This window comes from Pseudomonas mangrovi, assembly GCF_003052585.1.
Lineage (GTDB): Bacteria > Pseudomonadota > Gammaproteobacteria > Pseudomonadales > Pseudomonadaceae > Aquipseudomonas > Aquipseudomonas mangrovi.
The window spans coordinates 278649-292196 of sequence record NZ_QASN01000017.1 but is presented as its reverse complement, the minus strand read 5'-3'; the positions used below and the strand labels follow the sequence as shown (position 1 = coordinate 292196).

Sequence of the window (13548 nt, the reverse complement as noted above, 5' to 3'; positions counted from 1 at the left end):
GCTCCGCCTGGACGAGGCAGCGAAGGCAGCGATCGCTCTGCTAAGCTGCGCGCTCGTTCGCGGAGATCGCTTGATGCTGACCCTGGGCAATTTCAGCCTGTTTCTTGTCCTTGCCGCTCTCGGCGCCTGGCTCTGGCGCGCCCACGGCTTGCGCGAACATGCGCTGGCGCTGGTGCGCCGCCATTGCCAAAGGCTGGACGTGGAGCTGCTCGACGGCAACGTCGCCTTCCGCCGCCTGGCCTGGCTGCCGGACGCCCGCGGCCAGCGGCGTCTGGCGCGGATCTACGACTTCGAGTTCACCGTCACCGGCGAGCAGCGCCTGCGCGGCAACATCACCCTGTTCGGTCGCCATCCCGGGCGTATCGAACTGGACGCTCATCCCTTCCCTGAAGCCCAACCCGCCGTGATTGCCGACCCCAAGGTCATCAGTCTCAGCGACTGGCGCCGCGAGCATCCGCGCTCCGACGATGGTCAGGCGTGACGGGTTGCGTCAGTCCCTGGCGTCTGTAGGGCGCAATTACCGCAGGGCATTGCGCCGTGGACCGCCGCGTCCCAGCAGTCTGTACAAAGGGCGGACGACGCTTCACCCATCCACCGCTTCCGCGTGTCGGTGGACAAGGAGAGCGTTGTCCACCCTACAGCTGCCCGCGGCGCCATAACGGCGTTCGCTCCGTATTTTCCCCGGGCGCAATAACCAACGGACATTGCGCCAGGATCTTCCGCCGCGCATTGGCCCCGGTTTCAGTCGTGACCGATGTAGAAAAGCAACTCACGCCTTTGCGGATGAGCCTTGAGCCAGGCGCGGACTTCATCGGCGCGGGCGATGGCTTCCTCCCCGGCGATACGGCTGAAGCGCTGGCGGCGCGCTTCCTCGCTGGCCTCCTGACGGACCTGACGCTGCCAGGCATCGGTGAAGATCGCCGGCATCTTGCGGCTCAGCTCCAGCGCCTTGAGCAACTGCCACTCGCCGTGATCCAGCCAGGCCTCGTCGCAACTGCCGCACAGGTCGAGGCGATTGGCGCGGGTGCCGCTGATCTGGAACTTGCTCATCAGCTTGGCGCACTTGGGGCAGTTCAGCGCATGGCGGGTTTCGCCGGTTTCTTCTTCTGCGAGCAGCGCTGGAGTGGCCTCATTGGCCGGCTGACGCTCGGCCCAGTCGCGATAGTGCAGCAGACTGACCAGGGTGCCGGCGCATTGCGGACAACCGTGGCCGAGCAGGCCGTCCTCGAGCTTTGCTGGTTGCAGGCGGGTGGTGCGGCAGGCGGGGCAGTGCATGGGTAGCGTCCTTTCAGTGAAGTTCGTGCAGGTTCGGTGTCGACGCGTGCGGTCGGTAGTGCAGCGATGAGCGGCACGGGTCAGTCCCAGCCGACCGTCTTGCGGTAATAGGCGGCTTGATCTTCGGGCATCATTTTCAGCAGGACCCTCAATGTGAAAGCGCCCTGCTTGACTCCGTGGCTGTCGTACGACCAGTCGCTGACCAGGTCGCGGGCAAACTTGATCTTGTGCCCGATATCGACCACCTCGACGGTGCGCGCTTCATTGGCGACCACGCCCTCGAAGCCATCCGGAGTAATGGCGATATTAGTCACCCAGAAGTGCTCTACGCCGTGTTCGTCGGAGATCTTTACCTTGAGTGCGAAGTCCGAATCCCCTTCTTGAGGGTTCTGCAGTCTCTCGATGAACGTTTCCAGGCTTTGATTGGCGTGCAGCATGGCAGCGTTCATTGCCACGTCCTGCTCGTGGACATTGACTATCTCGTTGGTATCCCGCTCTTCAGCGAAGCTGGAGCAGGCAGCGAGTGCTAGCAGGATCAATCCGATTATTTTGTTCATGTCGTCATCGCCTTCGGTGCTTTTTGAGCGTAGTGGCCGGTGGTGGGAATGTGCCTGTGGGGGGGCAGCAAGACGAAGCGCGGCATTAAATCACCGATACGTAGTCATACGATTTGGCTCGAAATTACCGCTAAAGCAGCGGAGTGCTGATACAAACCCAGCGGGGTTTAAACAGCACTTCGCTGTTTCCCTGCGGTTTTCAGTAACTCACTGAAAACGTGCCATTCCGAAGGCCGTAGAGTCCGCCGTAAGTTCTAATCCAAGTGATGTGGTCGTCCTTCGCTGCGACGGAGCCATCTAGTGTGAAATCGAATCTCGGTGAGATAAATGCCGATTTATATTTTATGGGCTGACCAAGGGGCGACTCGGATCCCTCTCGGGAAAAGAAGCCAAGGAGTTGTTCGAAACCGCTGTCCACTGTGGACTGAAGTATGCTCGCTTGCTCGGGGCTCAGTGAGGAGAGCTCTTCAACTGTATAGGTGCCAGGCAGTTGCAACATGTATTTTGATGCTGTTCCGATGTTTGGCTCATAGATGAGACCGGTAGCTATGTTTAGCGAGGACTCAGACGTTTTTACGATATACAAATAGGGGGTTATGCGGGAATCCGGATTAGTTGTATCGGTAAGGGAGAAGTTGTGCAGGCGAGCTGCGTTGCTGAAGGATTTGACCGGGTCGACGGGGATCTTGTTGGAGAGTTTATGCGTATCCGCGTCCGTTGCGGAGTTGATCATTGCGTAATTTGCGGCCGTGCCAGCGGGTCCCAATAATAGGCCTAGGGCGAGGCCGCCACCCCCAAATGTTTGCGTATATATTATATTTTTCTCGACGTTTATATGCCGGACCGTATGATTTGTAGGCTGCAATAGTGCAGAGGAGCCGAGCGCAAAAGTCTCATTTTTATTGGGTTGGCGAGTGTCCTGAAATTTTGGAGGGGCCACGCAGGCAACAAGTGCAAGAGTCATGGAGAGAACGGAAATTTTCTTTAAAAGCACGGCGTTTCCCTTTTTGTTGGTTGTGTTGGGCTTTTGTTTATATTTATTATAAGTCGTGGCTTATTTCCCGGCGTGGGATCATTTGTTACCACTATGAGGGGCGGCAAAATAATCTACTTTTCCCGAGCGTTCTATTTGGAAAAATAGAAGTAGGTGCTGGAACCGTTCTCTTTCCATACCAGCTTGCTGTTTGCCAGGCGGACAATGCTCAAGGTGGTGGGAACCGTCTTCTTGACTATTACCGCGCCGCCGGAGCACTCGAAGTTGCTGGTGGCGTTAAGGAAGGGAGGCATATTGAGTGTTGCCTTGCCATCTTTTGAGAAGGCCCAGGTCATGGGTGCTTCAGCCGGGACCAACCCGCTGTCCAGGGATTCGGAGGTATGGGTCAGTGACCAGTGGCCATAGAGCTCGCTTTTACAGGCGGCTTGCGCCATGCCAGAAAGTACGAATACGGAGAAGCCGATCAGCGCTATTTTCTTCATTGCTTGTTCCTGTATCGGTTGGTCAAGTCGTCGGGATGGCGGTTGCAGGCCGAGCGGTTCCAGCGACAACGAAGGAACTGGGGGATGCCCCAATATCCCTGAGTTCGGACTTGGCGAGGCTTTTGATTACTGGGTGAAAAACAGATAAGCATTCCATCGCTTCAACGCCATCCTGTCTGGCTACCGGGTTCAGCCGAGCGGCTGACCGAGTAGGAAAGCTGTGCGCCGAGCAGCGGCAGCTTTCTCGCAGATGCGCTGTCGACGACTCAGGAAACCTACCGATTCATTCTGCGGCCGTCCAGCGTACGGAGATACCTGAGCGGCTATCTGGTGAGAGGCGTCATGGCGGCGCTGCGGGCTCTTCAGCCAGCAACTCCATCACCTTCTGCCAATCCTGGCGTACCGGCCCGAGCATGACGCGCCTGCAGAGCCGGCAGCGCAGCCGATACCCGCGTTTCTCGCGTTTCTGCTGGTTGCGTCGGCAAGCGTCGGTCAGCCAGTCAGGGTCGAAGCCGGTCCAGACGCCGGCCACGCTATGGGTGTTCTGCCAGACGACGGGGGCGACTTCGTAGAGCAGGGTTGCCTCGAGCTCATCCAGTGGCAGGCCGCTGGCGCGCATCACCTTTGCAATGTGCGCGTGCTGGAAGGGTTGCAGCTCGGTGTCCAGCCACAACTCGGAAAGAGCCAGCCAGAGCGCTTCGCGTGTCACGCACGCGGACCGAGCAGGAAATCGACGGCGCGCTGCGCGGCTGCGTCCGGATCTTCCTGCATGAAGCAGTGGCCGCCGGGCACCACACGGGCGCTGACGTGTGGGTTGATTGCGCACCAGCGCGCTACCGAGCGGGCGACAAAGGGGTAGCTGTGCTCGCCGTGCAGGATATGCGTCGGTGTCCGGACCCGGCTCAGCGAGGACCACAGACGGCGCGGGTAGGAGCTGAAGATCTCGGCCTCGCGACTTGGGCGACATTTCAGCTCGACGCTGCCGTCCGGCAACTCGCGCAGTGCGTGGTCGACGAAGGCCTGCAGCGCAGGCTCGGTCCAGCCTCGGTAGATGCCGCGATTGTGCAGGCCCTTGAAGGCTGCCTCGCGGCTGGCCCAGCTGGCGCGGCGGCCAAGGGCCTTCTTCGCCATGGTGGTGCGGCGGTGCAGGCCGAGTGCCTCGGAGAAGGCCATGACGCCGACCATGGTCGGGGTGAAGATCACCGGGTCGAGCAGTACTGCCCGCTGGAACAGTGCCGGCTCGCGGGCCAGGATCAGGCTGGTCAGCACGCCGCCAAAGCTGTGCCCGCAGGCATAGCGCGGTACCTCGCCGAATGTTCCGCGGCCGGCCTCGAAGGCTTCCACCGCCAGTTCCGCGTTGCGGTTCCAGCCGAGGAAGCGGCCGCCGTGGTCGCTGTCGCCGTGACCCTGGATGTCGCACAGCCAGAGGTCGAAGTGCTGCGCCAGATGCGTCAGCAAGGGTTCGTAGGTCCGCCCGCAGAAGCCATTGCCGTGCAGGAAATGCAGCAGCGGCTTGCCCGACGGCAGGCTGTGCCAGCCGCGCAGGGTGAAGCCGGCGGAGCTGGAATGCGACCAGGGTTGCAGTTGCACGGACTCTTTCTCCGATAGCGCGTGGACGGAAAGGGGCGGTACTGCGCCGCCCCTCCCCTGCCTGTCAGCGCTTTGTGCGCAGCAACTCGGCGAGTGCCGCCATCGCTGGGCGGGTGGTGGGGAAGTGCGCGGCGCTCGCGGCCACCGGGTGCGACGACAGGCGCACCAGCACCAGGCCGGCGGCCGGGTTCACATGGATCATCTGGCCGTGCACGCCGAGCAGCTCGAAGGCGCCGTCGCGATTGTGGCTGATCCAGAACTGGTTGCGGTAGGAGTAACCGTCCTGGCCGATGCGCCCGGAGGCCTTGAACAGTTCGCGGTCGGCCCCTTCGCGGATGCTCGCCAGCACCTGCGGCGCGACGATCTGGCGGCCGTTGAAGGCGCCGTCGTTGCGCAGCATCTCGCCGAAGCGGGCCAGGTCACGCAGGCTGGCATTCATCCCGGCGCCGGCCCACTCGGTACCGGCCGGGTCGAGCAGCATATAGGCCTCGTGCTCGGTACCGAGCGGGCTCCAGATGCGTTCGCCGATCATCTGCGCGCTGTCCTGGCCGGTGACGCGGCGCAGGATCCAGCCGAGGACCTCGGTATGCACCGTGCGGTACTGGAATTCGCGGCCGTGGTTGCCCTTGCCGGGGATGCTCGGCAGGTAGTCGTAGAGGCTGCGCGCGCCGGGATAGTCGGCCGGCACCGGGCTCATGCCGGCGGCCATGGCGTACTTGACCACGTCCGACTCGGCGTCGGCGTATACCTCGCTGTAGCTGACGTCGGCGGTCATGTTCAGTACCTGCTGCACGGTCGCGCCCTTCCAGCCGCTGTCGGCCAGCTCCGGCAGGTAGTCGGTGACCAATGCCTCGGCGTCGAGCTTGCCCTCGTGGATCAGCTGGGTGGCGATCAGCCCGATCATCGACTTGGTCATCGACCACATGATGTGCGGCTGTTCCTCGGGCATGCCGAAGTAACGCTGGTAGACCACCTTGCCCTCGAGCAAGACGATGACGCCGTCGGTGTAGGTGTTCTTCAGGTACTCGGCGAAGCTCAGCTCGCCGCTGGCACCGTTGAAGCGCAGGGCCTCGATCTCGGCGCTGCGGTCGGCGCCTGCCGGCAGCGGGCTGGCCGGGCCGGCACCGCGCGGGATGGAGCGGCTGGGCAACAGTTCGCGCATGTGGTGGAAAGCCCAGCGCGCCTGCGGGTACTGGCGCATGTAACTGCCGGCAGTGACACGCCGGTCGGCCGCGGGTGGAAAGCCCTGCATCAGTTGCAGGCGATCCAGGCGCACGCTGGTGGGGTCGGGCAGCGACGGTGGTTGGGCGTGAGCCGAGTGAGCAAGGCAGAGGCCAAAGAGAGCGACGCAAGGCAGAAGCTTCATGGGTGTTTCCCTGTTATTGGTCTGTCGCCAGCTTAGCGGCCGCGTTGCCGCGTCGCAGTGACCGAGCGGGCCAGCGCACCTCAGGCAGCGGGCAGCAGACAGGTCTGAACCTGGTCTGTGAGGGTTGCAGTATCCTGGGCAGCGGCGAAGATCAGCTCCAGACGCGAGTCGCGCCGCCACTCGCTGCCGCGCCATTCCAGCGCCGCGCCGTCCAGTGCGTTGGCCGACTGCCAACCCACCTCGCCATGTAGCACCAGCTTGGCCCGGCGCCAGGGCTGATCCGCCAGCCAGGCTTCGACTCGCTGGAGATCGAAGCGCTGCGACGGATGCCAGCGCCAGCCGATCGCCCAGCCTTCGGGTTGCGCCTGAACCTGGCAGATCGGCTCGCGCGGATCGAGCCAGACGCCGGGCATCGAGGAGGTGCTGGCCGGCGCTGCCGGCGGTTCCTGCGCAGGCGCCGGTGAGCAGTTCACACCGGGTAGTTCGGCCAGTGCCAGGCGGCCGTGACTGGTCCAGTGCAGAGGCCGCGGCGGCAGGCTGGCGGCCAGGCGCTGGCGGGTCTGTTCATCGAGCGTTTCGGCCTTGTTCAGCACAATCAGCCCAGCCTGCGGCAGCGCCTCGCGCTGGCTGTCCGGCAGCGCTGCGCCGCAGGCCAGGGCGGCGGCGTCCAGCAGCATGACCAGCGGTTGCACCGCCAGCACGCCGCGCCAGGGTGGCTGCTGCAGCTGCTCCAGCAGGGCGAGCGGATGGCCCAGCCCGGAGGGCTCGATGAACAGACGGTCCGGCCGCGCCCGGCGCAGCAGACGACTCAAGCCAACCTGAAAGGGTGCGCCGCTGACGCAGCACAGGCAGCCGCCGGCGACCTCGGCAAAACCGATGCCGTCGTCGCCGGTCGCCAGCAAGGCGGCGTCCAGGCCGATCTGGCCGAATTCGTTGATCAGCACCGCCCAGCGTTCGGCCGGCGGCTTCTGCGCCAGCAGTTCGCGCAGCAGACTGGTCTTGCCGGCGCCCAGGGGGCCGCCGATGAGATGGGTGGGGATCTGGCTCAGCATGGCGCTATGGTGGGCCTTTCGGTCGGGCGGGAAAAGTGCCGGCTGCTGGCCTGGCGCCGGCATTGCGTGCGGATGGCCGCATGCTAGAGTCGCGGCTTCTTTTTCAGGAGGTGATCGGGAATGCGTGGCTGGCTCTTCGTTCTGTTGCTGGGCAGTTCTTCCCTGGCCTTCGGTGAGGCCTGTGTGGTGCACACCGAAGGTAACCGGGTCGAGGTGAAGGTCTGCCAGCAGAACCGCAGCATCCCCGCCGAGCTGTTTCGCAGCGGCTTCTGCCAGCCGCAGCTGAAGGGCCAGAAAGTCGAGGTCAGCTACGTCGAGCAGTGCCCGGACAACTCCTTCGGTATCTGCCGCAACGCTCAGGTCGGCGGCATGCCCTATCGCCAGGACATCCACTACTACGGCGTGGAAACCGATGCGCGCTTTCTCAAGCCGTTCTGCGAGCAGCAGAGCAAGGGCGTATGGATGGCGCGCTGAGCGCAACGCCGCTCAGCTAGCCTACCGCTGCGGCGCAACGCGCTGCGCTTGTTGCGCCCTACGGGTGCGTCGCTGTCGTAGGGTGGATTGGCCACAACGTGGCGTAATCCACCGATGGCGACGGCGAGCGCCCGAGCGATCGGTGCTACTCGCCCTAGCAGTTACGCCAGCCAGTCCAGGGTCAGCAGCAGGCGACGCTCGCCTTCTTGCGGCTGCGGTGAGCGATGGATCAGCCCGGCGCCCTCGTTACCCTGCCAGCGCTCGCCCTTGAGCAGCGCCACGTCACCGGCCTGCAGTGCATGAATCCTTGAAGCGTCGCCAGGCTCCGCCGCCGGGTCGCCGAGCCGGCGACGGTCCATCGCACCTTCCTCCAGCCATTGGCTCGCCACGCCGGCGTAGGTGCTGACCAGCCGTATCGGTACGTGGTCGACGTGAAAACGCGGGCACATGGCCTTGTCCAGCACCCGTAGGCGCAGGCCGACACGTTGTGCGTCGAGCAGCTCGCGGAAGGCCTCCACCAGCCAGACCACATCGGCAATGAAGGCGGCATGTCCTTCCAGCCCGGCGAAGCTGCGCGCCAGATCCTGCAGGCCACTGCGCCAGACGTCCTCGCACTCGATCACCCGCGATTCCGCCAGTGGCTCGCCGCTGGCCAGCAGCTGTTGGCAGAAATCCTCCAGATGCGCCGGCAGCCGGCGCTGCCAGACGCTCAGATTGACGTCGTCGCGCAGCACCTCGGCGAGCACGCTGGGACCTGAATCGAACACCTGGCGTGGCGTCGGACGTAGCTGCAGGGCGAGCATCAGGCCACCTCCTCGACCCAGCTGCCGAACGGGTCGGGCAGGCGTGCCCAGGCCTCCGGCCCGGCGGCCATCTCCAGATCATCCAGCAGGCAGGCGTCCAGCTCGGCGCGCAGCCGCTCGAAATCGATGGCCTGACCGATGAACACCAGCTCCTGACGACAGTCGCCGACCGCCTCGTCCCACTTGCGCAGGATCGCCTGCAGGCTATCGTCGTCCTGTGGCCACTGCGCGCGCGGGACGAAACGCCACCAGCGCCCGGCCGGGCCATGACGCATCAGACCGCCGGCCTGCGACCAGCTGCCGGCCTCCTGATGCTTGCTGGCCAGCCAGAAGTAGCCCTTGGAGCGCAGCAGGCGGCCGTTGCTCCATTCGCGGTCGAGGAAGGCGAAGAAGCGTTGCGGGTGGAAGGGGCGCCGCGCCTGGTAGGCGGTCGAGGCGATGCCGTACTCCTCGCTTTCCGGGATGTGCTCGCCGCGCAGTTCCTTGAGCCAGCCGGGCGCCTGGGCGGCGCGCTCGAAGTCGAAGCGGCCGGTGTCTAGGACCTTGTCCAGCGCCACCGCGCCCATGCGCATCGGCAGGATCTCGGCGTGGGTGTTGAGGCGCGCGAGGATCTCGCCCAGCTCCTCGCGTTCGGTCTGGCTGATCAGGTCGATCTTGCTGATCAGGATGACGTCGGCGAACTCCACCTGTTCGATCAGCAGGTCGGTGATCGAGCGCTCGTCGTCCTCGCCCAGGCTCTCACCACGGCTGGCAAGGCTCTGCGCCTCGTGGAAGTCGCGCAGGAAGTTCACCCCGTCGACCACCGTCACCAGGGTGTCCAGACGCGCCAGGTCCGACAGGCTGCGGCCCTGCTCGTCGCGGAAGGTGAAGGTCTCGGCTACCGGCAGCGGCTCGGCGATGCCGGTCGACTCGATCAGCAGATAGTCGAAACGGCCCTCTTCGGCGAGACGTGCGACCTCCCCGAGCAGATCCTCGCGCAGGGTGCAGCAGATGCAGCCGTTGCTCATCTCGACCAGCTTCTCTTCGGCACGGTTGAGGCTGACGTCGCGCTGCACCTCGCTGCCGTCGATGTTGATCTCGCTCATGTCGTTGACGATGACCGCGACGCGGCGGCCCTCGCGGTTGCGCAGGATGTGGTTGAGCAGGGTGCTCTTGCCGGCGCCCAGGAAGCCCGACAGCACGGTGACGGGCAGGGGGTTGCGGGTGGTCATGGTGGTTTCCTCAGGCTTCACGCTGATGCTTCTCTTTCTGTTCCTGGCGCTCCTTGGCCTCGATGCACAGGCTGGCCGTGGGGCGCAGCAACAGGCGTTTCAGGCCGATCGGCTCGCCGGTCTCGGCACACCAGCCGTACTCGCCGCGGGCCAGGCGATCGAGCGCCTCGTCGATCTTGTCGAGCAGCTTCTTCTCGCGTTCGAGCAGGCGCAGCTGCCACTGGCGCTGCTCCTCGGCGCTGCCCAGGTCGGCCGGGTCGCTGCTCGGCTCCTGTTCACGCAGATGCTCGAACTCGCCGGCGATGCGCTGCTGCAGCTCGCTGCGCTGGTCGAGCAGCAAGGCGCGGAAGAACGCCTGCTGCGGCTCGCTCATATAGGCATCTGCAGGCATGGCGAGCAGTTCGGCTTCGGTCAACACGGGTAAAACTCCGGTAGGGCTGGTTGTAATTGTTGTTATAACATAACATTTAAATCCAATTACTTCCCATGGATTCACGATGAACGCGCTGACCCTGCCGGATATCGCAGCCCAGAGCAGCCAGCACCAGCAGCCGCTGGACTGGGTAGGCATGCAGGGCATCGCCCTGCCGGTGCTGCTCGAGGGCCGCCCGGTCGCTGGTCGTTGCGATGCCGGCGTGAGCCTGGACGACTGCGCCGCGCGCGGCATTCATATGTCGCGGCTGTATCTGGGGCTGGAGCGCCTGGAAAACCGCGAGCTGGATCTGCCGGCCCTGCGTGAAGTGCTCAGCGATTTTCTCGCAAGCCACGAAGGGCTCTCGCAGGTGGCGTGCCTGACCGTCAGTGGCGAGCTGCTGTTGAAACAGCCGGCGCTGGTCAGTCCGCTGGCGGGGTGGAAGGCCTATCCGCTGCGTTTGCAGGGCCGTCTGGACTCCACCGGGTTTCACGTGGAACTGCAGCTGCAGGTCGGTTATTCGTCGACCTGTCCGTGCTCGGCGGCGCTCTCCAGACAACTGATTCAGGCGCAGTTCGTCGAGGATTTCGCCGGAAAACAGATCGATCATGCCGCTATCGTCGACTGGCTAGGCAGCAGCCGGGGCGTTCTCGCCACGCCCCACAGCCAGCGCAGTTGCGCCACGCTGCGGCTGCAGCTTGACGAACAACTGACCCGGTTGCCGCTGGCGACCTGGATCGCCCACGCCGAAAAGAGGCTGGGCACCGCGCTGCAGACGGCGGTGAAGCGCGCTGACGAGCAGGCCTTTGCCCTGGCCAATGGGCAGAACCTGATGTTCTGCGAGGATGCCGCCCGCCGTCTGCACGCAGCCTTCGCCGGGGCGCCGGGAGTCAGCGGTTTCAATCTGGAAGTGGTCCACGCGGAAAGCCTGCACGCCCACGACGCCGTGGCACGCAGCAGCTGGTCGCGGAGCCCGGCGTGATTCGCCTGGAGCAGCTGCAATGCGGCGCGCAGGGGTGAGCCCTGGTTCCACCGCTGAGCCTGCAGTTGGTGGCCGGCAGCCTGACCGCAGTGGCAGGCGCCAACGGCTGCGGCAAGAGCAGCCTGCTGCGGGTTATCGCTGGCCAGCACGCGCCACCGCTGTCGCCCCCACAGCGGTCCTTCTCCCTCCGGGAGAAGGTGGCGCAAAGCGCTGGATGAGGGATGCTTGAGCCTGCAAGGAGCCCGGCTCACCCCTTGCGCTGTTCATCGCAGACTGGCCGAGCCCCTCGCAGCGGCCTGTCCGCCAAGCCTCTGCACGCCAGCTTCAAGTAGAAATCAACGATTGCCGCGCTCAGCGTGCCGGCGTCAGCCCGCCGCAGTCGGCGGAGATCCAGCGCGAGCGGGTTTCCACCTGGGTCGGCTGGCCCTGGGCGGTGCCGCTGACGCGGGTCACCATCTCGCGGTCGCTGACGAAGCGGGCTTCGCCTTCGCCGCTGCTGTCCGGGCAGCTGTAGCGGAACTTCAGCAACTGGTCGGTGCGTTCGGTGATTTCCTGGCTGCAGCCGGACTCCTGCAGCGGGATTTCCTGGGTGTCGACCTGCGCCTGGCTGAGGCAGACACGCACGCCGGAATCGCCCAGGGATACGCCCTGCTGCTTCATCATTTCTTCCATCATCTGGCGTTGCTGCGGCGGCAGGTTCTTCAGCTGCGCGAGCATCTCTTGCATGGCCGGGACGTCCTGGCCGGCGACCTGCATGTTGGCCGTCTCGACCTCCCAGAGCCCGGCGCGGATCGGGCCGGCTAGGGCGAATGGCGCGGCAAGCAGGCCGCAAAGGAGCAGGGACGTACGAAGCATGGGCTCATCTCCATGTGAGAGGGGAAGGGTGCCGGCAGGCCGGCGCTGCAAGGTTAGCCCAGAACCCGTCCGCTCAGCCGTCGAGAAAGCCTTCCTCGCGCTGCTTGCGCTCCTTGAGGTACTCGCGACGGATCAGGTAGACGGCCAGCACTGCCAGCGGCGCGACCAGCATCACCAGCAGAGCGAGCAGCAGGATGAAGCTCACGCGTCGCGCTCGAGAATCACCATGTAGGCCTCGCGGGTCCAGAACAGCAGCATGCGGCGGATGTCCTTTTCCATGGTCACCACGCGCCAGCCCTCCTTGGCGTTGTTGTTGAGGAAATTGCTGAAGCGCACCGGATCGACCTTGGAGGCGCCAAGCACCAGCGAGCCAAACATGCCTTCCTGATAGACCACTACCTTGTATTGCTTCATGGGCGACTCCCGATCATTGGTTGCGCGGACCCGAGCAGGCGCTCGAGCGCGGCAGTGGCTGCCGCATGCCCGGCGGGGTCGACGGTAACCCCGACATGGTCGAGCTCGGGCACCAAGGTCACCGGGACCTGGACCGGGCTGACCGAGAATATGTCTTCCAGGGTGTCGCTGACGAATATTTCGTCAGCATTGCCGGCGACGACGGCCATGGGCTGACCGAGGTTCTGCAGCCCTTGCGGGTACTGTTCAGGACCACGGAAATTGAACGCCAGATCGTAGTCGTAGAAGGGCGTGGCGTGCCCGCTGGCAGCGTCGCTGAGCGCAAAGCGCAGCACCGGCAGGTGGTTGAAGTGATCGATGCCCAGCGCGTTCAGCCCGGCCAGCCCGGCGATGCGCGGCAGTCCGACGCTCACCCAGCCGCCGGCGTCGGGGCGCGCGTTGGGCGCCTCGTGGTGGACGAAGGGCGCCAGCAGCAGGTAGCCGGCGAAACTCTTCTGCCGTGCGGAGCCGGCATAGCGCAGTGCGAAGCCACCACCTGCGGAGAAGCCGCCAAGCAGACGCGGGCCGGCGGGGTTTACGCTGGCGAGGAAGTCGTCCAGGTCGTCCTCGAGCTGGCCAATGTAGTCGATCCGACCCTTTTCACCGGAGTGGCCGTGGCCACGGACATCCAGGCTGTAGACGTCGTAACCGTTGTCGCGCAGATGCCTGGCAAGCGGATGCAGGCTGGCGAAGTCGGCGGCACTGCCATGAACCAGCACGACGCTGGCGCGGCGGTGTGCGGCCGGGTACAGCGCGTAACTGAGCAGAACGCCGTCTCGGGCGAGGTACTGACGAGGTGCGGGCAGGTCACTGAAGTCGACCTCCTCGAAGGCTTTGCCGACGCTGGCCAGTGGCGCGGGCTGGGCTGGGCCGCCGAAGCCGATCAGGGCGGCCGCGAACAGGCCGAGGGCGACTGGCCAGGCGGCCAGAGCGATATATATCTTGCGCATCTGCGATCCCAGGAAAAGCGTCTATCACGCGGGATGCGAGCAGACTCCAGAATCAAGCTTCCACGTCCGCAGCGGGCAAATCAATCCGTCTA

General features: G+C 64.6%; 19 protein-coding genes. 4 read left to right on the top strand and 15 right to left on the bottom strand.

Annotated features, from left to right (window positions below):
• The first annotated feature begins 73 nt into the window (after positions 1 to 73).
• Positions 74 to 481 carry a DUF3301 domain-containing protein gene (locus DBO85_RS10330; RefSeq protein WP_108107174.1) on the top strand — a complete coding sequence of 136 codons (408 nt, stop codon included), beginning with the start codon at positions 74 to 76 and terminating at the stop codon, positions 479 to 481.
• Between the two features lie 260 nt (positions 482 to 741).
• On the opposite strand, the gene DBO85_RS10325 is transcribed toward DBO85_RS10330, so the two are convergent.
• The 8 genes from DBO85_RS10325 to DBO85_RS10290 form a co-directional block, all read right to left on the bottom strand.
• A complete protein-coding gene (locus DBO85_RS10325; RefSeq protein WP_108107173.1) occupies positions 742 to 1275 on the bottom strand; it encodes a zf-TFIIB domain-containing protein in 534 nt (177 codons plus the stop codon).
• A gap of 80 nt (positions 1276 to 1355) precedes the next feature.
• Positions 1356 to 1832, bottom strand: a complete 477-nt coding sequence (locus DBO85_RS10320; protein WP_108107172.1) for a YegJ family protein — start codon at positions 1830 to 1832, stop codon at positions 1356 to 1358.
• A gap of 199 nt (positions 1833 to 2031) precedes the next feature.
• Complete coding sequence (locus DBO85_RS10315; protein ID WP_146168204.1) at positions 2032 to 2826, bottom strand: hypothetical protein; 795 nt, start codon at positions 2824 to 2826, stop codon at positions 2032 to 2034.
• Positions 2827 to 2957: 131 nt separating this feature from the next.
• A complete protein-coding gene (locus tag DBO85_RS10310) occupies positions 2958 to 3308 on the bottom strand; it encodes a hypothetical protein (RefSeq protein ID WP_108107170.1) in 351 nt (116 codons plus the stop codon).
• Between the two features lie 340 nt (positions 3309 to 3648).
• Positions 3649 to 4017, bottom strand: a complete 369-nt coding sequence (locus DBO85_RS10305) for a DUF7079 family protein (RefSeq protein WP_108107169.1) — start codon at positions 4015 to 4017, stop codon at positions 3649 to 3651.
• Positions 4014 to 4898 (bottom strand): alpha/beta fold hydrolase, encoded by an 885-nt coding sequence (locus tag DBO85_RS10300; RefSeq protein WP_108107168.1) that lies wholly within the window; start codon positions 4896 to 4898, stop codon positions 4014 to 4016. The genes DBO85_RS10305 and DBO85_RS10300 overlap by 4 nt, the downstream gene beginning before the upstream one ends.
• Positions 4899 to 4962: 64 nt before the next feature.
• Complete coding sequence (locus DBO85_RS10295; RefSeq protein WP_108107167.1) at positions 4963 to 6264, bottom strand: serine hydrolase domain-containing protein; 1302 nt, start codon at positions 6262 to 6264, stop codon at positions 4963 to 4965.
• A gap of 80 nt (positions 6265 to 6344) precedes the next feature.
• On the bottom strand, positions 6345 to 7316 hold the full coding sequence (locus tag DBO85_RS10290; RefSeq protein WP_108107312.1) for a CobW family GTP-binding protein: 972 nt from the start codon (positions 7314 to 7316) through the stop codon (positions 6345 to 6347).
• Between the two features lie 120 nt (positions 7317 to 7436).
• Here DBO85_RS10290 and DBO85_RS10285 point away from each other — a divergent pair, with 120 nt between their 5' ends.
• A complete protein-coding gene (locus DBO85_RS10285; RefSeq protein ID WP_108107166.1) occupies positions 7437 to 7790 on the top strand; it encodes an NADH:ubiquinone oxidoreductase in 354 nt (117 codons plus the stop codon).
• Positions 7791 to 7951: 161 nt separating this feature from the next.
• On the opposite strand, the gene DBO85_RS10280 is transcribed toward DBO85_RS10285, so the two are convergent.
• From DBO85_RS10280 to dksA, 3 genes are read right to left on the bottom strand one after another with little or no spacing between them, the layout of a single operon-like run.
• Positions 7952 to 8593 carry a DUF1826 domain-containing protein gene (locus tag DBO85_RS10280; protein ID WP_108107165.1) on the bottom strand — a complete coding sequence of 214 codons (642 nt, stop codon included), beginning with the start codon at positions 8591 to 8593 and terminating at the stop codon, positions 7952 to 7954.
• Positions 8593 to 9804, bottom strand: coding sequence for a zinc metallochaperone GTPase ZigA (zigA, locus tag DBO85_RS10275; RefSeq protein ID WP_108107164.1), 1212 nt, complete (start codon positions 9802 to 9804; stop codon positions 8593 to 8595). The genes DBO85_RS10280 and zigA overlap by 1 nt, the downstream gene beginning before the upstream one ends.
• 10 nt (positions 9805 to 9814) lie before the next feature.
• Positions 9815 to 10219, bottom strand: coding sequence for an RNA polymerase-binding protein DksA (gene dksA, locus DBO85_RS10270; RefSeq protein WP_108107311.1), 405 nt, complete (start codon positions 10217 to 10219; stop codon positions 9815 to 9817).
• 82 nt (positions 10220 to 10301) lie between these two features.
• Between dksA and folE2 the strand changes: the two genes are divergently transcribed.
• Both folE2 and DBO85_RS19695 read left to right on the top strand, forming a co-directional pair.
• Positions 10302 to 11198: a GTP cyclohydrolase FolE2 gene (folE2, locus tag DBO85_RS10265; RefSeq protein WP_108107163.1), complete on the top strand. Its 897-nt coding sequence runs from the start codon at positions 10302 to 10304 to the stop codon at positions 11196 to 11198.
• A gap of 41 nt (positions 11199 to 11239) precedes the next feature.
• Complete coding sequence (locus tag DBO85_RS19695) at positions 11240 to 11416, top strand: ATP-binding cassette domain-containing protein (RefSeq protein WP_108107162.1); 177 nt, start codon at positions 11240 to 11242, stop codon at positions 11414 to 11416.
• Between the two features lie 133 nt (positions 11417 to 11549).
• Here the strand turns inward: DBO85_RS19695 and DBO85_RS10255 are convergent, their stop codons facing one another.
• The 4 genes from DBO85_RS10255 to DBO85_RS10245 form a co-directional block, all read right to left on the bottom strand.
• Positions 11550 to 12053, bottom strand: a complete 504-nt coding sequence (locus DBO85_RS10255) for a DUF3617 domain-containing protein (protein WP_108107161.1) — start codon at positions 12051 to 12053, stop codon at positions 11550 to 11552.
• Between the two features lie 73 nt (positions 12054 to 12126).
• Positions 12127 to 12258, bottom strand: coding sequence for a hypothetical protein (locus DBO85_RS19525; RefSeq protein ID WP_267895612.1), 132 nt, complete (start codon positions 12256 to 12258; stop codon positions 12127 to 12129).
• Positions 12255 to 12467, bottom strand: coding sequence for a DUF4177 domain-containing protein (locus DBO85_RS10250; protein ID WP_108107160.1), 213 nt, complete (start codon positions 12465 to 12467; stop codon positions 12255 to 12257). Before DBO85_RS10250 ends, DBO85_RS19525 begins: the two co-directional genes overlap by 4 nt.
• Positions 12464 to 13456, bottom strand: a complete 993-nt coding sequence (locus DBO85_RS10245) for an alpha/beta hydrolase (protein WP_108107159.1) — start codon at positions 13454 to 13456, stop codon at positions 12464 to 12466. The genes DBO85_RS10250 and DBO85_RS10245 overlap by 4 nt, the downstream gene beginning before the upstream one ends.
• Positions 13457 to 13548: the final 92 nt, after the last annotated feature.